The organism is Conexibacter sp. JCM 18997 (assembly GCF_055391915.1).
The window spans coordinates 3,031,897-3,051,563 of the sequence record NZ_AP043885.1; the positions used below are offsets into that span (position 1 = coordinate 3,031,897).

Here is a 19,667-nt window from a genome sequence, read left to right on the forward strand (position 1 = left end):
CGTAACTAGAAATAGAAGTCTGACTCTGTTTTAGCCGACGAGGAGAGATCGATGGGTCGCAGTACCCGAGTACGCACCGCGGCCGCCGTGGCGGTGGCACTCGCCGCCCTGGCCGGCTGCGGCGGGAGCGACACCGCCGCCCCGACGACCGGCGGTTCGTCCAAGGCCCTCTCCTCCGCGTCCCTGCAGACGCTGTTGGACTACACCGGCTCGAAGGCCGGCAAGGCCGATCCCGACGCGACGCCCGTGACCATCGGCTGGCTCAACCAGGAGGGCGGACCGGCCGCGTTCCCGCAGTTCACCACGCAGACCGAGGATGCGGTCAGGCTCGTCAACGAGCAGATGGGCGGCATCGACGGCCACCCCCTGAAGCTCGTCACGTGCATCATCGTCAGCGCCGAGGAGCAGGGCCAGAAGTGCGGGCAGCAGTTCGCCAACGACGCGCAGCTGCGCATGGTGGTCCAGGGCCCCCTGATCAACGGCGCCGCACCGTTCCACGCGGTGGTCGACAAGCAGAAGATCCCGGTCACCGGCGGCTATCCGCTGGCCGTGGCCGACAACCTCTCCCGCAACAGCTTCTATCTCAGCTCGGGCGTCTACGGCACGGTGCCGGACTTCGTCTACTTCGCCAAGAACATCCTGCACGCGCAGAAGATCGCGCTGATCACCCTGGCCGGCGATCCGGTCTCGGGACTCGTCGCGCGGCAGATGCGCCAGGGCTTCGGCCTCTCCGGCCTCCAGGTCAAGCAGGCGCAGGTCGCCCAGGGCCAGACGGACGCGACGGCGTCGCTGGCCGCCGCCGACGCGCAGAACGCCGACCTGATCATCCCGCTGGTCATCTCGGCGGCCCAATGCCTGGGCATGGCCAACACGCTCAAGCGGGCCGGACTGGAGGACAAGCCGACGCTCGCCCTCTACGGCTGCGCGACCGAGTCGGTGGCCAAGCAGTTCGGCGACTACCCCCGCTGGTACTACGGTGCCGGCCTGGTCAGCGAGCTCGCCCCGGCGGCCAACCCCACCGAGCAGGCGCAGGTCGACGCCTACAAGGAGTGGTTCCAGCCGCTCAAGGACGCCGGTGACGAGACCAGCGGCGTCGGCCAGCTGCAGGGCGTGCTGACCGCGGTCAAGTTCCTCAACGACTCCGGCGGCGCCGACGCGAGCCGGGCGTCGATCATCGACGCCGCCAGCGCCTGGAAGGGACCGATCTTCCTCGGCCCGCCTGATGTCGACTACGGCGGGATCCCGATCCTGCCGGCGCTCCCGTCTCTGGCGCTGCGCTTCTACCAGTACACCGGCGACGGCACGTGGCTGGACGCCGCGGACGGCCAGTGGATCGCCGGGAAGCTCGGAGAGGCACAGTGAGGCGCGCGACGATCGCCGCGCTGATCGGCGCCGCGGCGCTGGTCGGCTGCGGCGGCACCAGCAGCGTGGGCGGTGACCAGAAGACCACGGACACCGCCTCCTCCGACGCGGCGCCGGGCCAGGCCAGCCCCGCCACCCTGAAGGAGTTCGCCGCCTACACCGGCTCCGAGCTCGGCGCGGCGGACCCCTCGCTCGCGCCGGTCAAGCTCGGCTTCATCAACCAGGAGGGCGGCGCGTTCTCCTACCCGCAGTTCACCACGCAGGCCGACGCCATGGTCAAGACGATCAACGACGAGCTCGGGGGCATCGGCGGCCACCCGCTGCAGCTGGTCAAGTGCTACGTCGTCTCGGCCGAGGAGGAGGGCCAGAGCTGCGGCCAGAAGTTCGCCAACGACGACCAGATCAAGGCGGTCCTGCAGTTCGCGCTGTCCAACGGACAGGGACCGTTCCACTCCGCCGTCGCCGCCCGGAAGATCCCGGTGATCGGCGGCCTGGCCGTCTCGACCGTCGACGCGCTGTCGCCGGACTCCTACTACACGGCAGCCGGGATCATGGGAACGATCCCCGGCTACGTGAAGTTCGCCAAGGAGTACCTCCACGCCAAGACCGTCGCCTTGGTCAACGTCGCCGGCGAGCCGACCTCCACCAGCGTCGCGCGCCTGATGAAGCAGGGCTTCGAGCTGGCCGGCATGAAGGTCCAGCAGTCGTCGTTCTCGATCGCCCAGACCGACGTCACGGGGCCGCTGGCCGCGGCGGGCGCCACCAAGGCCGACGTGATCGTCCCGCTCGTGCTGACGCCGCCGCAGTGTCTGGGCATGGCCAACACGCTCAAGCGCCTGAACGTCGCCGACACCCCGGTGCTCGCGCTCTACGGGTGCCTGACCTCGACGCTGAAGCAAGGCTTCGGGGACTACCCGAAGTGGATCTACGGCGCCGACACGGACAGCGTCTTGGTCCCCTCCCAGGACCCGCAGGTCGAGGCGCAGCTGAAGGCATCCAACGACTGGTTCGCCCCGCTGGCCGCCGCCGGCGACGACACGCAGCCGATCGTCACGCTGCAGGTCATGTTGACGGCGGTCCGGGCCCTCAACCAGGCCGGCGGCGCCGCCGCCACCCGCGCCCAGCTCTCGACCGCGGCCAAGGCCTTCACCGGCCCCATGTGGATCGGGATCCCGACCGTCGCCTACGGCGCCATCCAGATGCTGCCGGCGCTGCCCGGCCTGGGCATGCGCTTCTTCCAGTACGACGGCGACGATCAGTGGACCGACGCAACCGACGGCAACTGGATCGTCGGCGAGCTGGGCGGCGGCTGACGCCGCCCTACGATCGGCCGGTGACCGACGACGAACTGGTCCAGGCGATCGGCGCCGCCTATCGGGCGGTCCACTTCGAGGGCGACGGGCTGGACCACACCGTCGCCGAGCGGCTGAACCTCAACCGCACCGACGCGCGGTGCCTGGACCTGCTCGACCAGCACGGCGGCTCGCTCACGGCGGGCCGCCTGTCCGAGCTCAGCGGGCTCACGACCGGGGCGACGACCAAGGCGATCGACCGCCTGGCGGCCGACGGCTTCGTGCGCCGCGAGCGCCCCGCGGACGACCGCCGCATCGTCGTCGTCACCGCCGATCCGGTGCGACGCCGGCAGCTCGTCGACCTGTACGAGCCGCTCGCCTCCGTCACCCGCACCTATCTGGCCCAACGCGAGCCGGCCGAGCTCGAGACGCTGCTGCGCTACCTGGAGTTCATCCGCGACGAGACCGCGGCCTATCGCGCGCGGCTCGCCGAATAACAGAATCTTCTCTCTGTTTTTGGTATCTTCCTCAGGAAGATACCTAGGAGGAGAGCTATGCGTACCGAGCATGTCGGGTCCCTGCAGCGCCCGGAGGAGCTGATGCAGGCCCGCCTGCGCGCGATGATCGGCAAGATCACGCCGGAGGAGCTTCACGCGCTGGAGAACGAGGCGATCGACGACGCCTTCCGGCTCCAGCGCGAGACCGGCGTGGGCGTCCTGACCGACGGCGAGATGCGCCGGCTGCACTACGGCAGCCACGTGATCGACGCGATCGACGGCTACTCCAAGGAGCGCTTCGGCTGGATCGACGGCAAGCTGACCAAGGCCCGCCGGTTCTTCGACCCCGCCGACGTCGCCTTCAGCCTCGAGCGCGCACAGGCCCCGCTGAAGATGACGATGCCCACGCCGTGCCTCGTGCGCCCCGAGATGCTGCGCTTCCTGTTCCCGGGCATGGAGCTGCAGGACCAGCCGCCGGCGCCCTACGCCGACTGGAGCGAGGTGCAGGCCGACATCGTCGACGCCTACATCGACGAGATGCAGAAGCTGGCCGACGAGGGCGTGTCCCGCCTGCAGTTCGACAAGGTCATCACCGCGTTCGTCGACGACGAGATCCGCGCGGCGATGCGCGCCGGCGGCGAGGACCCGGTCGAGGCGCTGGCCGCCGAGATCGCCTGCGAGAACCGCGCCTACGACAGCGTCGCGGGCCGCGGCGTGACCACGTCGATCCACTTCTGTCGCGGCAACCGCGGCAACACCGAGGAGCACTTCGGCAGCGGCCCCTACGACGCCGCGGCCGAGCAGCTGTTCAGCGATCTGCACGTCGACCGCCTGCTGCTCGAGTACGACACCGATCGCGCCGGCGGGTTCGAGCCGCTGCGGTTCGTGCCCCAGGACCGCGTCGTCGTGCTGGGCCTGGTCAGCACCAAGACGCCGGACCTCGAGGATCAGGACGCGTTGCTACGCCGGATCGACGAGGCGTCGCGGTTCATCGATCCCGGGCAGCTGGCACTGGGGCCGCAGTGCGGCTTTGCCTCGGGGGCGCGCCCGGGCGACAGCCACTACATGTCGATCGACGCCGAGCGAGCCAAGCTCGAGCTGATCGTCGACACCGCCCAGCGCGCCTGGGGCTGAGCGTCATGGCCATCGAAGCAGCGCCCGACGTGGCCGACGCCGTCCGCGCGATGTCGGAGCGCTGGCGCGCCGGCGACGCCGACGGCGTCCTGGCCACCATCGCCGACGACCCGCTCGTGGTGATGGGCGGCCCAGGCGGGCTGACGGTGGGGCGCGAGGCGATCGCGACCTTCCTGCGCGCCGTCGTGCCCGCCTCCGCCGGACCCGACGGCGGCAAGGTGTGGTTCGACTCCGTCCAGGCCTACCGCGACGGCGACACCGGGTGGGCCTACGCCGAGGGGCGCCTGGTGCTGCCCGGGGTTCCCGAGACGGGCTGGATCGCCCACTGCGTCTACCGGCGCGAGGCGGGCGAGTGGAGATGGGTGATGTTCAACGCGGCGCCGCCGCCGAAGGGGCTGTGACATGACGGACATCCATCTCGTCGGCTCGATGCCCTTCGAGACGGGCGAAGAGCTGTTCGCCTTCGTGGGCCAGCGGCTGAAGCCGTGGGTCACGCGTGTGCCTGACGAGACCGGGGACCGCGCGGCGTGGATCACCACGCAGATCCCGTTCTTCGCGGCCAACCCGGCCTACGAGCTGGTGCCCCCGGCACCCGACGCGATCGTCCCGATGCCCAGCGCGCGCATCCGCGACGACGCCGCCGACGTCACCTTCGGTTCGTTCGACTACGGGCGCGCGGCGATCGCGTCGCATGCGCTGTTCGTCGCGGCGCGTGAGCGCGGGGCCGTCCGCGCGGACGCCCGGCTGCTCGTCTGCATGCCCGCGCCGATCAACCCGATCGGCATCTTCGTCCACCCCGACTCGCGCCGCGCCTCGGTCGCGCCCTATGAGGCGCAATTGGAGGCGTCAGTGCGTGAGATGCTTGATGCCCTCCCCCATGAGGACCTGGCCATCCAGTGGGACCTCGTCGGCGAGCTGGGTCCGTACGGCACGACCGACCTCGGCGGCACCTTCGAGACCGGCGACGTCGAGGCCGAGCTCGCGCGTCTGTCCAGCTGGATCCCGCCCGATGTCCAGCTGGGCTTCCACCTGTGCTTCGGCGACACGAATCGCGACAACATCCGCCCGGGGTTGCCCTCACCGTTTCAGCTGGACGGCGCGCGGCCCGACGACGCGAGCCCGCTGGCCGGGATCAGCGCGGCGATCGCCACACACGTGGGGCGGCGGGTCGACTTCGTGCACACGGCCATACCGATCGGCTGGGCCTCGGGCGCCGACTTCGCCCCGCTGGGTCAGGTGGCCCGCAACCTGCCCGACACCGAGCTGTTCCTCGGCGTCGTGCATCCGCAGGACGGAGCCGGCGCGGCACGCACGCGCATCGCGCATGCCCGGGCGTGCGTCGAGCGCCCGTTCGGCATCGCCACCGAGTGCGGGATGGGCCGCTATGGCACCCAGGAGAAGTTCCTGGCGGCGATCGACGCGTTGACCGAGCTGGCGGCCGCGAGCGCTCCGCCGACCGACCCCAGGGGAGAGTGAATGCCCGAGGAGCGGTGGCGGAGCGCTCGCCGCCGCCAGCTGCTCAGGCGACCGGCTCCGGACTGGTGTCCCGGTACATCGGCCGGACCTCCTCGGCGGTCGGGCCAGGGATCGGCCGCAGATCCAGCTGGGGCACCACGGCGTCGACGAACAGCCGCCACGAGCGGGCGCAGCGGTCGATCTGCATGCCGTTCATCAGGAAACGGGTGTGCACGTGCGCCAATCCGGCGGCCTCCCAGCGCTGCAACTCGGCGGCCACCTGGTCAGGCGTGCCGCAGATCATCCCGCGCTGCAGCCAGGCGGCCGGCGACTCGGGCATGCCCGGCGCGGGGGCGAACGGGCCCGGATCGCAGGTGTACATCTCCCGCACCGACATGCCCTCGTAGCCCTCCTGCTGCAGCCAGGGCAGCGCGCGCAGTCCGAAGCTCCACAGCTGCTCGGCGCCCTCCCACACCTCTTCCTCGGTCTCCGCGGTGTAGATCCACTTCGTCGAGAACAGCCAGCGCAGACGCGCGGCCATCGCCGCCTCGTCCGCGCCCGACGCGGCGAGCCCCTCGCGATAGAGGCCGGCCATCTCCACCGCACCGTCGAGGTTGATCGGGCCGAGATGCAGGTAGTGGCCGTCGGTGCCGGCCTGCAGCGCCTTGGCGGGCGTGTTCGTCGAGACCGCGAACAGCGGGTGGTCGGCGCGGTAGGAGTACGGCATCACCCGCCCCTCCATCACGCCCTCCTCGCGGTCGGTGGCGAACGTGAACGGGCCGTCGGTCGGGTCGTAGGCCCAGGCGCGACGCATCACGTCCAGGCGCTGCTCGAACAGGCGCTGGCGCTCGGCGGCGCTGAGCGCGTCGACGCCGAACGTCTTGCCGTCCCCCGGGCGCCCGGCGGAGATGCCGAACATGACCTTGCCCTCGGTGAGCTGATCGAGCAGGTTGAACCGCTCGACCAGGAACATCGGGTGGTGCAGGATCAGCGGCACGACGCTCGTGCCGATCCACGCCTGCTGGAGCTGCCCGGCCAGGTAGGAACCCATCATGAACGGGTTGCTGTAGGGCTCGTAGTTGTTGTTGTGCTGCTCGCCGACGTAGATCGCCGCGAACCCGGCGTCGTCGGCCTCGAGCGCCTGCTCGATTCCGGCATCGATGACGGGCTTGTCCATCTGGGGGCCGAAGACGATCGGGCCGAGGAACATCGAGAGGTGCATCGCGAACTCCTGGGTCAGGCGGCGAGACGGAGGAGCGCTTGGGCATTGCGATCGAGGATCGCCACCTTCTCCTCGGCGGACAGGTACTCGGTCTGTTCGATCTGCTCGACGATCTCGGCCAGCGAGGCGAAGATCTCGTCGCTGCCGAGCACGAGGCGATCGACCCCGTAGGTGTGACGAGCGTGCATGAACGCGAACGGCAGGTCCTGCACGCTGGTGTCGTAGAAGAAGCGCCGGAACGGGGCCATCGGGTCGTCGGCCTCCAGCGGCAGCTCCTTGATCCACGAGAAGAAGCCGGCCCCCACCGCCGCGGTCGCGCTCTGATCGAAGGCGCGGCGCAGGTTGCGCTCCACCCGCGGCCACAGGTAGGGCAGGGCGCCGCCGCAGACGGCGAACGTGAAGCGGATGTCGGGATAGCGGTGGGTCACGCCGGAGTAGACGAGGCGGGTCGCGGCCAGGCTCGGCTGGACGAAGCTGCCGTAGGCGGTGTGCAGGCCGTAGCGATCCATGCCCGGGTGGCCGCAGGAGTGCGCTCCGACCGGGTGCACGTAGACGACGGCCGCACGGCGGTTGAGCTCGGCCCACAACGGCTCGAACTCGGCGTCGTCCAAGGAGCGGCCCTGGAAGGAGCAGGACATCGCGATGCCGTGGAAGTCGAGCTCGTCCAGGCAGCGGGCGGCCTCGGCGAGAGCTTCCTCGGCGTAGGGCAGCGGCAGCCAGCCGAACGCGCCGAAGCGGCCACCGCTCTCCTGGATCACCTCGCGGTAGGTGTCGTTGATGAACCGGGCCGCGTCGACCGCCGCGTCGCGGTCGTGCATCTGGCAGTCCAGCCCGACCGCGCTGAGGATCTGCAGCTCGACCCCGGCCGCGTCCATCGTGGCGATCCGCGACGAGAGGTCGCTGGACTGCCCCATGCCGGGGTGGAGGTCGGTCCGGCCCAGCGAGCGCATCCGCTCGACGTAGGCCGTCGGGAAGTAGTGGGCGTGGACGTCGATCCGCATGGTGACCGAACGTAACAGAAACAGAGTCCGATTTCTATTTTGTCGTGACGGCCTCGCCCAGATAGCTCGCGGCGAGCAGCGCACGGTCGTTGCGCAGCTGCGCGGCCGAACGGGCGAGCACGACCTCGCCGTGGGCGAGCACGACCCCGCGATCCGCGATCTCCAGGGCCAGCTGCACGTGCTGTTCGACCAGGAGCACGCCGGCCCCGGCCTCGTCCGCGTACCGGCGGACGATCGGCAGCAACCGCTCGACGATCACCGGCGCCAGACCGAGGCTGAGCTCGTCGACGAGCAGGAGCTTGGGCGCGCGCGCGAGCGCGCACGCGAGCGAGAGCATCTGCTGCTCGCCGCCCGACAGCAGCCCCGCTTGGCGATCCTGCAGCTCGCGCAGCGCCGGGAAGTAGTCGCAGGCCTGATCGAAGTCCAGGCCCTTGCCCCGGTGGCCGAGGCGGAAGTGCTCGCCGACGGTCAGCCCGAAGAACACGCCGCGCCCCTCGGGCACGTGCGCCATGCCCAGGTGCGACAGCTGCTGCGGCGAGGTCTTCCCGATCGGCACGCCGTCGAAGGTCACGGTGCCGGCCAGCGGGCGCAGCACGTTGGTGATCGCCCGCAGCGTCGTCGTCTTGCCCGCGCCGTTGGGACCGAGCACGGCCACCACCTCGCCGGCGGCGACGGTCAGGCTCACGTTCCGCACGACGGCGGCGCCGTCGTATCCGGCGCTGACGCCGTCCAGCTCCAACAGGGTCACTGGCCCTCCTCCTGTGTCGCACCCGCCAGCACCTCGGCCGCGCCGCCGAGATAGGCCTCGACGACCTTCGGGTCGCGGCGCACCTGGTCCGGGGTGCCCCGCGCGATCACCGCGCCGAACTCCAACACCACGACCTCGTCGCAGACCGACAGCACGAGGCCCATGTCATGGTCGACGAGCAGCATCGCCTGGCCGTCGTCGACCAGCCGACGCAGCTCGCGGCCGAGCTCCTGGGACTCGGTCGTGTCCAGACCGGCGGCGGGCTCGTCGAGCAGCACCACGCGCGGCCGGCCGGCGAGCGCCCGGCCGACGCCGACCAGCTTGCGCTGGCCCTGCGTGAGCTCGTCGGGCGAGCGGTCGGCCAGCTCCTCCAGGCCGAGCTGGGCGATCGTCTCGTCGACCACCGGCGGGACCTCGGCGCGAGCCCGCCACAGCTCGCGCCACACCGCCTTGAGCGTCTTCGGGCCGGTGCCCGCCGCGAGGTTCTCCCGCACGGTCAGCTCGTCGAACAGCTCGGCCGACTGCCACGTCCGCCCGAGGCCCACGCGGTTGCGCCGATGCGGCGCCAGGCCGGAGATGTCGCGACCGTCCAGCGAGACCGTCCCCGACGCGGCGGCAAAGCCGGTGACCGCGTCGATGAACGTCGTCTTCCCAGCGCCGTTGGGGCCGATCAGGCCGACCAGACGGCCCTCGCCCACCTCGAGGTCGCAGTCGCTGAGCGCCTTGACGCCGCCGTAGTGGACCGACAGGCCGCGCGTCTGCAGGACCGTCATTTCGTCACCTCCGCGGTCGGCGCGGCGGTGGCTCCTCGACCGGTCACCCAGCGGTACAGGACCAGGTGCGGCGGGGTCATGCCCTTGTTGGAGGCCAGGCCCTCGGGCTTGGTGATGATGATCACGACGAGCGCGAGGCCACCGAGCAGGAACTGGTACTCGACCGGGATCCCGATCTTGTCGTTGAGGACCAGGTTGAGGATGCCCTCGGTGACGCCCAGACCGGCCAGCAACGCGCCCTGCACCGTGGTGATGCCGCCGATGTAGGCGAACGCGATGAACGTCAGCGAGATGAACAGGCCGAAGCGCGCCCCGGTGACCGAGCCGAAGTTGTAGGCGTACAGCACGCCTGCGGTCCCGGCCAGCGCGGAGGAGAGCGCAAAGGCCAGCAGCTTGGTCCGCCCGACGTCGATGCCGGCCGCGGCCGCGGCGCGCTCGTTGGAGCGGACGGCCAGCATCCGCTGCCCCAGCCCGCCCCGGCGCAGGCTGGCCACGATCAGACAGGTGATCAGCACCACCGCGATGCACACGAAGCCGAACACCGGGCTGGGCAGCGACCCGCCGTTGATCGGGAACGACGCGGTGTTGCCCAGGTTGACCGGGCCCAGGTGCGGGTCGGGCACCGGCGATCCGCTGGGGCCGCCACCCCAGGTCGAGTTGGCGAAGCCGAAGTTCTCCAGCGCGACCATCGCTGCCAGCGTGACGATGGCCAGGTTGACCCCGCGTACCCGCAAGGCGCTGGCCGCCACCAGCACGCCCATCGCGGTCGCCGCGGCGATCGCGATCAACGCGCCCAGCGGGAAGCCGAGGCCCGCGTGCACCGCCAGCTTGGACAGCACGAACCCGGCGACCCCGGCCAGGCCCACCTGCACGAGCGAGGTCTGGCCGATGAAGCCGGTGATCACCACCAACGACAGGCAGACGATCACGCCGATCAGCGAGTTCGTGCCCGCCTGGCGCCAGTCGAAGGGCACGACCAGGAAGAAGATCACGCAGCCGAGCACGCCCACGGTGGCGGGCAGCGCCATTCGGCGGGCCGCCGGCGCGGCGGGCAGGCGGCGCTCGCTGAGCATGCCGCGCGTGGGCAGGCTGGCGCCGCGCCAGTACATCGCCGCAACGATGATCACGAAGAAGAGCAGGTCGCTGACGCCGGGCAGCGGCTCGCCGCCGTTGGTCGTCGGGAACCAGCTCTTGGTCTGCGCGTAGACCACCAGCGACTGCAGCACGCCCATCGCGATGCCCGCCGCCGCGGCGATTCCGAAGGACGTGAAGCGAGCCAGCAGCGCGGCGCCGAGCGCCGGGACGATCGTGTTGGGGATGGTGATCGGGTCCAGCGTCGTCACCGGCGCGACGAGCACGCCCAGCGCCCCGACCAGGACGAAGGCGAGCAGGATGTTGATCAGCGAGAGCCGGTTGGGGCTGAGCCCGAAGAGCGTCGCGTTGGTCTCGTTCTCGGCCGCCGCGCGCGTGGCCAGGCCGAAGCGGGTGAACCGGTACAGCGCCATCAGCGCGACCGTCACCGCGATCACGATGCCGGTCAGGATGAAGCGATCCGACGGGACGTTGACGCCGAAGATCGCCACGACGTCGTCGGGACCGTTGGGCAGCACCGACGGCGCGGTCTGCCCGTCGGAGCCGAAGCGCATCTGCAGGATCGCCTGGAGCGTGAGGAACACGCCCAGCGACGCGAGCAGCTTGGCCAGCGGCGAGCTCGTGCGCAGCGGGCGCAGCACGAGCACCTCGAACAGCAGCCCGAGCACCGCGCAGTACAGGATCGCCACCAGCAGCGCCGGGACCATGCCCCAAGGCGCGCCGAAGTTGAAGAAGTGCGGGCAGAACGGCAGCGGGGGCAGGAACAGCGAGCCCTCGGTGCGCAGGCCGTAGAAGACGTACGCGCCCCAGACGGCGATCACGCCGGTGGCCATGTTGATGACGCCCGCGCCCCGGTAGGCGAGCACCACGCCCAGCGCCATCGCCGCGATCAGCGCGCCCGGGGCCAGCCCCAGCAGCACGAACAGCACGATCTGATCCACGCCCTACTCCGCCTCTCCTCTGAATGGTCCCTCGGGCCTGCGCCCGGGAACGACCATATCGGAAAAACAGAATCAGATCTCTTGTTCTTATATCTCCACGAAGCCCACCACGACGGCGACCAGCACCTCGGACAGCTCGTCGTCGGGCAGCGGCCGGTCGGACTCGAAGCGCTCGCCGTACATGACCCGCTGGACCAGCGCGGCGTAGACCACGCGGAAGGCCGCGTCGGCGCGATCCTCGGCGATTCCCGCGCGCGCGAGGACCGCGCGGAAGGCGACGGCCTCGATCTGGCTGGTCTGCGAGCCGCGGCCGAAGACCTCGTCGTCGGTGGCGGCACGATGGACGATCGGCCGCAGCAGCGCGGCGTTGTCCAGCCACGTGCGGCAGAGCGCGAGCACCGCGCGGCGGATCACCGCGTCGGGGGTGAGCGTGTCCCACGACGGATCGGCCGGGTCGATCGCGGTGCGGTTGATCCGGTCGAGCGCGTGGTCGTAGATCGCCCGCAGCACGCCCGCCTTGCTCCCGGCGCGCGCGTAGATCGCCGGCGGCGTGGTGCCCGCGCGCTCGCACAGCGCGCCGATCGTCAGCGCGTCGTATCCGCCCTCCTCGAGCAGGTCGACGCCGGCGTCCAGGACGCGGGCCCAGGTCGCGCGGGAACGCGCCTGGAGGGGCGCGCGAATCGCCGGGAAGGGCTCGCTCACGGACGGGATCCCAGCAGGAACGTAACTGTAATACAAGTTATTGACTCGGACGCGCGACTGTGGTCTGATCCGGCCATGGAGAGCACGAACACGGGTCGGGTGGCGATCGTCGGCGCCGGCCCCGGGGGCATGGCGGCCGCGCTGGCCGCCCACCGCAGCGGCTTCGACGTCGCGCTGTACGAGGCCTATCCCGAGATCAAGGCCGCGGGCAACATCCTCAACCTGTGGCCCCCGCCGCAGAAGGTCCTCAAGCTGATCGGCGTCGACACCGTGGACCTGGGCGCGCCCGCGCACTCCACCTTCCGGCGCGCCGACGGCCACCTGCGGGCGGACGTCACGCTGACGCCCGAGGTGGAGGCCGAGTACGGCGGCGGCTTCATCGGCCTGCTGCGCTGGGGCCTGTACCAGCGGATGATCGACGCGCTCCCCGCGGGCGTGCTGCACATGAACAAGCGGCTGGCCTCGTTCGCCGACGGCCCGACCGGCGTGACGCTGCAGTTCGAGGACGGCACGAGCGCCGCGGCCGACGTGCTGATCGGGGCCGACGGGCTGCGCTCGACCGTCCGCCGGCAGCTGTGGGGCGACCAGCCGATCCGCGAGCAGGGCCTGCACCTGGTCGGCGGCTACCTGTTCCTCGACGGGCCGCCGCCCAACGACACGGTGATCATGCACGACCGCACCACGCAGGGCAGCTACTCGGCGATCCGCCACGAGGGCAAGTACGGCTACGAGTGGTGGGTGCTGGAGGCCTTCGATCCGTCCAAGCCGTTCGACGAGGACCTGCACGCCTGGGCCAGCGAGCGCGCGCAGCGCTTCGCCGATCCGCTCCCCCAGCTCGTCGCCGACACCCCGGCCGAGCACCTGCAGCGCTGGCCGATCCGCGACCGCAAGCCGCTGAAGCAGTGGTCCCAGGGCCGGGTGACGCTGGTCGGCGACGCGGCGCACCCGACCTCGCCGTACGCCGCCTACGGCGCCGGCATGTCGATCGAGGACGGCTACTTCCTGGCCGCCGAGCTGGAGCGCATCGACGTCACCGACGCCGTCGCCGTGCGCGGCGCGCTGCAGGCCTTCGAGGAGCGCCGCAAGCCGCACACCAAGCAGGTGACCGAGATGGCCTACCGGCTCGGGCGCATGTTCCACCACCTGCCCGCGCCGCTGCGCCCCGTGCGCGACCTCGTCTACGACCACACCCCGCTGCTGCAGAAGGTGATCGGCGAGGCCACACCGGGGCACATCCTCAAGCAGCTGGCCGAGATCGACGCCGTCGAGGCGGCGCGCCCGGCCAGCCCGGCCTGACCGCGCTCAGGCGGGCGCGGGCGCGAGGCGCGCGTCGTCGCCGAGCGCCCGCTCGATGCGCAGCAGCTGGTTGTACTTGGCCAGCCGCTCGGACTGCGTGACCGATCCGACCTTGATCTGACCGCCGCGGGACCCCACGGCGAGGTCGGCCAGCGCGTCGTCCTCGGTCTCGCCCGAGCGCGCCGAGATCACCGTGCGCCACCCCGCGGCCTGCGCCCGGGCGACGACCTCGAGCGTCTCGGTGATCGTGCCGATCTGGTTCATCTTCACCAGCACCGCGTTCCCCGCGCCCTGGGCGATGCCGCGCTGCACCCGGGCGATGTCGGTGGTGAACAGGTCGTCGCCGATGATCTGCAGCCGGTCGCCCAGGCGCGCGGTGAAGGTCGTCCAGGCCGCCCAGTCGTCCTCGGCCAGCGGGTCCTCGACCGAGACGACCGGGTGCGCGGCGGCCAGCTGCGCGATGTAGTCGGCCAGGCCGTCCGCGTCGAGGTCGCGCCCCTCGGAACGCAGCGCGTAGCGGCCGGTCGCCGGATCGTGGAAGTGCGTGGCGGCCACGTCCAGCGCGTAGGCGATGTCGTCACCCAGCCGGTAGCCCGCGCGCTGCACCGCGGCGTCCAGGAGGTCGAGCGCCGCGCCGTGGTCGGGTAGGGGCGGTCCGAAGCCGCCCTCGTCGGCCTTCAGCGTGGTCAGGCCGCGCTCCTGAAGCAGCGCGGCGGTCGCGGCGTGGACGGCGACGATCATCTCCAGCGCCTGCCCGAAGGTGTGGGCGCCCACCGGCAGGGCCAGGAAGTCCTGGAACTCGAGCTGGCGGCCGGCGTGCAGGCCGCCGCTGATGATGTTGACCATCGGCAGCGGGAGCGCCACCGGCCCGTCGCCTGCCAGGCTGCGCCACAGGGGCACGCCGCGGACGACCGCGACAGCCCGCGCCGTGGCCAGCGAGACGGCGAGGATCGCGTTGGCGCCCAGGCGCGACTTGTCGGGCGTGCCGTCCAGCGCGCGCAGGGCGTCGTCGACCTCGCGCTGGTCGGGCTCGCGCCCCACGACCTCGCGGGCGATCTCCCCCTCGACCGCGGCGACCGCGCCCAGCACGCCGCGCCCGCCGTAGTGGGCCGGGTCGCCGTCGCGCCGCTCGACCGCCTCGTGGGTGCCGGTCGAGGCGCCGGACGGCACGCTGGCCCGCACGACCTCGCCGTTGGAGAGGGTGATCGAGGCCTCGACCGTGGGGCGACCTCGGGAGTCGAGGACCTGCAGGGCGTCGACGGCAGCGATGGTGGGGGGCATCAGGCACGGTCCTGGGACGAGGGGGCAAGGAAGTCGACGGACGACGCGATCGCCGCCTCGACGCCGACGGCCGGCGAGCGCACGAGCAGATCGCGACCGAACGCGCGCACGGCGTCGGCCCGGTCGACGAGGTTGGGCAACGGCGACTTGCCGTCGACGCGAGCGAGCACCAGGCAGCCGAGCTCGGCCACCACCGCCGCTTCGTCGTCGGCGCGGCCGCCGGCGGCGCGATAGCTGCGCCAGGCGTCGATCGCGGCGCCGGCGTACGCGGGTGCGAGCTCGGGCCGATGGCCGCCGTCGAGCAGCAGGTGACAGAGCAGGAAGGCCACGTCGAAGGCCGGATCGCCCCAGTGCGCCACCTCGCAGTCGAGCACCAGCACCCGATCGCGGTAGGCGAGCAGGTTCTTGGGCGAGTAGTCGCCGTGCACGAGCGCCGACCGCGTGGTCAGCGTCCGCGCGATCTCGTCCTCGATGCGCCCGGCGAGGTCCGGATGCCGCTGGGCGACGTGGCGATGGAACGGATCGAGGCGCCCCTGGATCAACGGCATGCGATCGTCGAAGCGCGCGGCCACCGCGGCCGAGTCCGCCGTGACCCCCTGGAGCCGGGCCAGCAGCGTCGCCGCGCGCTCGACCGTGGCGGGGTCGACGCGGCCGTCGGCCAGCTGCGCGCGCCACACCTCGCCGTCGTCCGGCGCGAGCGTCATGCCGAGGACGAACTCGGCCTCGTCGCTGAAGACGACCACCGGCGCGACGCCAGGAAGCAGCTCGTCGAGAGTGAGCAGGCAGTCGCGCTCGACCAGGATCCGTGCGCGGTCGAACTGCCAGTCCACGGCGACCCGCAGCCGGGCCAGCGACTGCTTGACCACCACCGCACCGCCGGGCCAGCGCGCGCACAGGACGGTGTTGGACACGCCACCGGCCAGCTCGACGACCTCGATGGCCGCGTCCTCGGGGGCGACGCCGCGACCCTGCAGGTACGCGCCGAGGGATGCCTGGTTCAACTCCATGGCCGAAGATTATGCATAATCTGTCCATGCCCGAGTCGACGGTCCTCGTGACCGACATCAGCTGGCCCGACACCAGCGTCGAGCAGGCCATCCTGGATCGTGTCGACGCGCGGCTCGTGCTGGCGCCCACCGGTGGGGAGGCCGAGCTCGTCGAGCTGGTCCGTGAGGCCGACGCGATCCTCACCTGCTTCGCGCAGGTCACACCAGCCGTCGTGGCCGCCGGGCAGCGGCTGCAGGTCATCGGCCGCTACGGGATCGGCGTCGACAACATCGCCGTCGGGGCGGCGACCGCGCGCCGGATCCCCGTCACCAACGTGCCGGCGTACTGCCTCGACGAGGTGGCCGAGCACGTGCTGGCGATGATCTTCAGCCTGGTGCGCGGCCTGCATCGCTACGACCGCGCCGTCCGCACCGGCGACTGGTCGCTGGCCACGGGGCTCCCGACCCGGCGCGTGCGCGGCCGGACGCTGGGCATCGTCGGGTTCGGTCGGATCGGCGAGACGCTGGCCCGGCGGGCGCGCGCCTTCGGCCTGGAGGTCATCGCCTACGAGCCGCTGGGGCCCGAGCGAGCCCGAGCGGCCGGTGTCGAGGTGGTGGACCTCCTGGAGCTGGCCCGCCGCGCCGACTTCGTCTCGGTCCACGTGCCGCTGACCGCGCAGACCCACGGCCTGATCGGCCGCGAGTTCTTCGCCGCGATGCCGTCCACCGCCTACCTGATCAACGCGGCGCGCGGCGCGATCGTCGACCAGGACGCGCTCGTCGAGGCGCTCGAGGCGGGCGCGATCGAGGGCGCCGGCTTGGACGTGTTCGTCCCCGAGCGCCTGGATCCCGACCATCCGCTCCTGCGCAGCGACCGCGTGCTGGCCACCCCGCACACCGCCTTCTACTCCGAGGAGTCGATGGCCGAGCTCGCCCGGCTGGCGGCGGAGAACGTGGCCGCGGTCCTCTGCGGGCACCGGCCCGCCGCGACCGTCAACCCCGAGGTGCTCGACACGGAGCGTTGGGCACACTTGCGGGCATGACCCGCCGGGGCCCGCGCACGAAGATCCGCTCCGCCCTGATCGCCGACGAGCTGCGGCGGATGATCCGCTCGGGCGAGCTGGCCCCGGGCACCCGGCTGCGCCAGGACCACCTCGCCGCGCAGTTCGGCGTCAGCTCGACCCCCGTGCGCGAGGCGCTCGCGGTGCTCACGCGCGAGCGCCTCGTGCACCACGACGCGCATCGCGGCGCGATCGTCTTCCCGCCCACCGCCGCGGACGTGCGCGAGAACTTCGAGATCCGCCTGGCGCTGGAGCCGCTGGCCACCGAGCTCGCGGCGGCCCGCTTCGACGCGGCCGCGGCGGATCACCTGCGCCAGCTGCTGTCCGACGTCGACGCCGCGGTGGAGCGCACCCGCGGTGGCGGCGACCCGGACAGCTACGAGCGCGCCGACCGGGCGTTCCACCAGGCGATCTTCGCCGCGGCCGGGCGGCCCCAGCTGCTGGAGATGATCGAGTCGTTGCGCGACGCCGCCGCGGCCTACGCCCACCTGCACCTGGCCGGCGGCATCGATCCGGCGCTCCTGGGCCGCCTGCACGCGCACCACCCCGCCCTGATCGACGCGCTCACCGAGCACGACGGCGAACGCGCGCGGCAGATCGCCGCCGATCACGTGTGGCTGACGGCCGAGGGGTCGGGCGCGGCCATCCGCTGACCACATGGCGCCGCGCCCGACGTCTGCCTAGGTCGCGACCTCCGACGGCACCTCGAGGTCGCGCTGGATCTCCAGCACCCGCGCCTGGGCGTCACGCGGCTCGTTCTGCAGGCCGCACTCCGTGGCCACCCCGAACCCCGTCACGTAGGGCGCGGCCGCGGCGACCCGCCGCTGCGCGCCCTCCAGCCCATCCTCCTCGTGCACCAGCCCGAGGTACAGGCGGGTCTCCGGGGCCAGGCGCAGGCCGGCCAGCGGCGCGAAGTACGCCTCGTCGCTGCGGTTGATCGGGACCGGCATGTGGATCCAGTCCACCCGCCGGTCCGCGCCGGCGGCGATCGCGTTGGCGATCTCGGTCAGCCGCCCGGCGTCGGAGGGCTCGACGAAGTGCTTGCCCTTCGCCCCCGGCTCCGGCGGCGCGTCGCCGTAACACAGGTGGTAGCCCATCTCCATCGCGTCGGGCACCAGGGCGGCCAGCCGGACCAGCGCCGCCTCGATCTCCTCCTGGGGGAACGTGGCACCGCCGGCCAGCTCCATGTGCATGAACTCGGCGGCCACGTCCCACTGGATCGCGATCGCGTCCTGCGGCAGCGCCTCGGCGATCCGCCGCACCTGGTCGGCCAGCGTGCGCTCGATCACCGCCAGCATCGCGCGCTGCACCTCGGGGGCGATCAGGGCCAGGCACGTGGCCATCGCGGTGGGGATGCACACCTGCATGCGCGTGCCGGGCTCCAGCACGCCGTCGTCCTGGAGCGCCCGGAACGTCGCGAACGACTCGACGGCGTCCTCGAAGTAGGGCAGGTCCAGGGTCAGCGTGGCCAGATCGACCCCGTCGCGCGGGCGGAACCGCTTGCCCACCTGCCCACGCGATCCGTAGCGGTTGGGCCCGGTGTCGACCGCCTCGAGCTGCTCGGTCGAGGCCAGGAACGGCCCCTGCGCGGCCAGCCAGTTGCGCCGGCGGCCCCGCTCCCCGTCGGGGATCCGCGGGATCGTGCCGTCGCTGGTGGCCGCCACGAGCCGGAACAGCTCCTCGGCGTCCTCGACGTTCGCGCTCCCGACCAGCATCGCGTCAGCCACGGATCGCGCCCTCCTTGCGCAGCTCGGCGGCGCAGTCGCGGTGGACCGCCAGCACGTGCGGCAGCTCGGCGGGATCGACCCGGCCGTAGCCGCACACGCCGCCGATGCCGAAGCGGGGCAGGTAGCGGCGCACGAGCTCCATCCGCTCGCGGAAGCCCTCGACGCCGTCGGAATGGTGGATCAGGCCCAGGTAGATGTTCAGCGCGTCGCCGTCGAGCTCGGCCAGCGGCGCGAAGAACTCGGCCTGCGGGTGCTTGACCGCCGGCATGTGCACGTAGTCGACCTGGCGATCGACGCGATCGATCGCCTCCTGGGTCATGCGCACGCACAGGCCCATGTCGGCCATGTCCTTCATGGGCCAGCCGCCCCACGTGCCGTAGCACCAGTGGAAGCCGAGCCGCACGCCCTCGGGCACCGTCGCCGCCAGCTCGGGCAGCGTCGCCGCGTGGCGCTGGATCTTCTCCTCCAGCGTGTCCGCGGGCCAGTCGGCGATCCCGCGCCCGTCGCCGGCGGCCATGTCGACGAACTCCTGGGCCAGGTCGAACTGGATCTGCAGGTCCTCGGCGGGCACGGTCTGCAGCAGCAGCTCGATGTCCCGCCGGATCGCGTCGTGGTAGGCGGCGTGCGCGGCCGGCCAGTCGGACTCGCGGAAGAAGTAGGAGATCGCGCTGCCGGTGCCGGGGAAGGTGACGCTGAAGCGCACGCCCTCGGGGATCACGCCCTCCTCGCGCAGGCGCTTGAACGTCGCGTAGGACTCGACGCCGATCGGCCCGTAGGTCGTCGTCTCGAAGCGCAGCTCCTCGCCGTCCTTGATGCCGACCAGGAAGGCCGACTCGTAGACGTCCGGCTTGCCGTCGGTGGGCGGCTTGGGCGCGCCGCCCTCGGGCGCGCGCAGGACCTCCAGCTGCGGGTGGCGGCTGTAGATCGTCATCGGCAGGTAGCCGATCCAGATCTTGCGCAGGCCGACCTCGCCGTCGCCGATCGACGGCAGGTGGTCGCCGAGGTGCTCGGCGGCGGCCCGCATCGCCTCCTCGGAGGTGTCGAACGGCATGCTGCCGACGAGCAGCACGTCGCCGCGGTGGTTCTCGATCATCGGG

The 19,667-nt window shown here is 71.8% G+C and carries 19 protein-coding genes; 9 read left to right on the top strand and 10 right to left on the bottom strand.

Annotation, left to right across the window (positions count from 1 at the left end):
* The first annotated feature begins 87 nt into the window (after positions 1–87).
* Genes ACZ5UI_RS15465 through ACZ5UI_RS15490 form a run of 6 tightly spaced genes read left to right on the top strand, consistent with a single transcriptional unit; the run spans position 88 to position 5,761 of the window.
* Positions 88–1,362: an ABC transporter substrate-binding protein gene (locus ACZ5UI_RS15465; RefSeq protein ID WP_464188375.1), complete on the top strand. Its 1,275-nt coding sequence runs from the start codon at positions 88–90 to the stop codon at positions 1,360–1,362.
* Positions 1,359–2,675, top strand: a complete 1,317-nt coding sequence (locus tag ACZ5UI_RS15470; protein WP_464188377.1) for an ABC transporter substrate-binding protein — start codon at positions 1,359–1,361, stop codon at positions 2,673–2,675. The genes ACZ5UI_RS15465 and ACZ5UI_RS15470 overlap by 4 nt, the downstream gene beginning before the upstream one ends.
* 20 nt (positions 2,676–2,695) lie before the next feature.
* Positions 2,696–3,151: a MarR family winged helix-turn-helix transcriptional regulator gene (locus ACZ5UI_RS15475; protein WP_464188379.1), complete on the top strand. Its 456-nt coding sequence runs from the start codon at positions 2,696–2,698 to the stop codon at positions 3,149–3,151.
* A 57-nt stretch (positions 3,152–3,208) separates the two neighbouring features.
* Positions 3,209–4,285 carry a hypothetical protein gene (locus ACZ5UI_RS15480; RefSeq protein ID WP_464188382.1) on the top strand — a complete coding sequence of 359 codons (1,077 nt, stop codon included), beginning with the start codon at positions 3,209–3,211 and terminating at the stop codon, positions 4,283–4,285.
* Positions 4,286–4,290: 5 nt separating this feature from the next.
* A complete protein-coding gene (locus ACZ5UI_RS15485) occupies positions 4,291–4,686 on the top strand; it encodes a YybH family protein (RefSeq protein WP_464188384.1) in 396 nt (131 codons plus the stop codon).
* A gap of 1 nt (position 4,687) precedes the next feature.
* Positions 4,688–5,761, top strand: coding sequence for a hypothetical protein (locus tag ACZ5UI_RS15490; RefSeq protein ID WP_464188386.1), 1,074 nt, complete (start codon positions 4,688–4,690; stop codon positions 5,759–5,761).
* 43 nt (positions 5,762–5,804) lie between these two features.
* Here ACZ5UI_RS15490 and ACZ5UI_RS15495 read toward each other — a convergent pair whose 3' ends face one another.
* The 6 genes from ACZ5UI_RS15495 to ACZ5UI_RS15520 all read right to left on the bottom strand — a co-directional run bounded on the left by ACZ5UI_RS15495 (position 5,805) and on the right by ACZ5UI_RS15520 (position 12,219).
* Positions 5,805–6,962 (bottom strand): LLM class flavin-dependent oxidoreductase, encoded by a 1,158-nt coding sequence (locus tag ACZ5UI_RS15495; RefSeq protein ID WP_464188388.1) that lies wholly within the window; start codon positions 6,960–6,962, stop codon positions 5,805–5,807.
* A gap of 14 nt (positions 6,963–6,976) precedes the next feature.
* A complete protein-coding gene (locus ACZ5UI_RS15500; RefSeq protein ID WP_464188390.1) occupies positions 6,977–7,963 on the bottom strand; it encodes an amidohydrolase family protein in 987 nt (328 codons plus the stop codon).
* 34 nt (positions 7,964–7,997) lie between these two features.
* Complete coding sequence (locus ACZ5UI_RS15505) at positions 7,998–8,711, bottom strand: ABC transporter ATP-binding protein (RefSeq protein ID WP_464188392.1); 714 nt, start codon at positions 8,709–8,711, stop codon at positions 7,998–8,000.
* Positions 8,708–9,484 carry an ABC transporter ATP-binding protein gene (locus ACZ5UI_RS15510; protein WP_464188394.1) on the bottom strand — a complete coding sequence of 259 codons (777 nt, stop codon included), beginning with the start codon at positions 9,482–9,484 and terminating at the stop codon, positions 8,708–8,710. Before ACZ5UI_RS15510 ends, ACZ5UI_RS15505 begins: the two co-directional genes overlap by 4 nt.
* Positions 9,481–11,517 carry an ABC transporter permease gene (locus tag ACZ5UI_RS15515; RefSeq protein WP_464188396.1) on the bottom strand — a complete coding sequence of 679 codons (2,037 nt, stop codon included), beginning with the start codon at positions 11,515–11,517 and terminating at the stop codon, positions 9,481–9,483. The genes ACZ5UI_RS15510 and ACZ5UI_RS15515 overlap by 4 nt, the downstream gene beginning before the upstream one ends.
* An 87-nt stretch (positions 11,518–11,604) precedes the next feature.
* Positions 11,605–12,219, bottom strand: a complete 615-nt coding sequence (locus tag ACZ5UI_RS15520; RefSeq protein WP_464188398.1) for a TetR/AcrR family transcriptional regulator — start codon at positions 12,217–12,219, stop codon at positions 11,605–11,607.
* Positions 12,220–12,294: 75 nt separating this feature from the next.
* On the opposite strand from ACZ5UI_RS15520, the gene ACZ5UI_RS15525 reads away from it, so the two are divergent.
* Positions 12,295–13,515: an FAD-dependent oxidoreductase gene (locus ACZ5UI_RS15525; RefSeq protein WP_464188400.1), complete on the top strand. Its 1,221-nt coding sequence runs from the start codon at positions 12,295–12,297 to the stop codon at positions 13,513–13,515.
* Between the two features lie 6 nt (positions 13,516–13,521).
* Here the strand turns inward: ACZ5UI_RS15525 and eno are convergent, their stop codons facing one another.
* Positions 13,522–14,796, bottom strand: coding sequence for a phosphopyruvate hydratase (gene eno, locus ACZ5UI_RS15530; protein WP_464188402.1), 1,275 nt, complete (start codon positions 14,794–14,796; stop codon positions 13,522–13,524).
* Entirely contained in the window at positions 14,796–15,803 is a 1,008-nt protein-coding gene (locus ACZ5UI_RS15535) for a phosphotransferase family protein (protein WP_464188405.1), read from the bottom strand. The genes eno and ACZ5UI_RS15535 overlap by 1 nt, the downstream gene beginning before the upstream one ends.
* A gap of 26 nt (positions 15,804–15,829) precedes the next feature.
* Here ACZ5UI_RS15535 and ACZ5UI_RS15540 point away from each other — a divergent pair, with 26 nt between their 5' ends.
* Both ACZ5UI_RS15540 and ACZ5UI_RS15545 read left to right on the top strand, forming a co-directional pair.
* Entirely contained in the window at positions 15,830–16,825 is a 996-nt protein-coding gene (locus ACZ5UI_RS15540; protein WP_464188407.1) for a C-terminal binding protein, read from the top strand.
* Entirely contained in the window at positions 16,822–17,496 is a 675-nt protein-coding gene (locus ACZ5UI_RS15545; RefSeq protein ID WP_464188410.1) for a GntR family transcriptional regulator, read from the top strand. The genes ACZ5UI_RS15540 and ACZ5UI_RS15545 overlap by 4 nt, the downstream gene beginning before the upstream one ends.
* A gap of 27 nt (positions 17,497–17,523) precedes the next feature.
* On the opposite strand, the gene ACZ5UI_RS15550 is transcribed toward ACZ5UI_RS15545, so the two are convergent.
* Together ACZ5UI_RS15550 and ACZ5UI_RS15555 are read right to left on the bottom strand one after the other, a co-directional pair.
* Positions 17,524–18,570 (bottom strand): hypothetical protein, encoded by a 1,047-nt coding sequence (locus tag ACZ5UI_RS15550; protein WP_464188412.1) that lies wholly within the window; start codon positions 18,568–18,570, stop codon positions 17,524–17,526.
* Positions 18,563–19,663 carry a hypothetical protein gene (locus tag ACZ5UI_RS15555; protein ID WP_464188414.1) on the bottom strand — a complete coding sequence of 367 codons (1,101 nt, stop codon included), beginning with the start codon at positions 19,661–19,663 and terminating at the stop codon, positions 18,563–18,565. Before ACZ5UI_RS15555 ends, ACZ5UI_RS15550 begins: the two co-directional genes overlap by 8 nt.
* Positions 19,664–19,667: the final 4 nt, after the last annotated feature.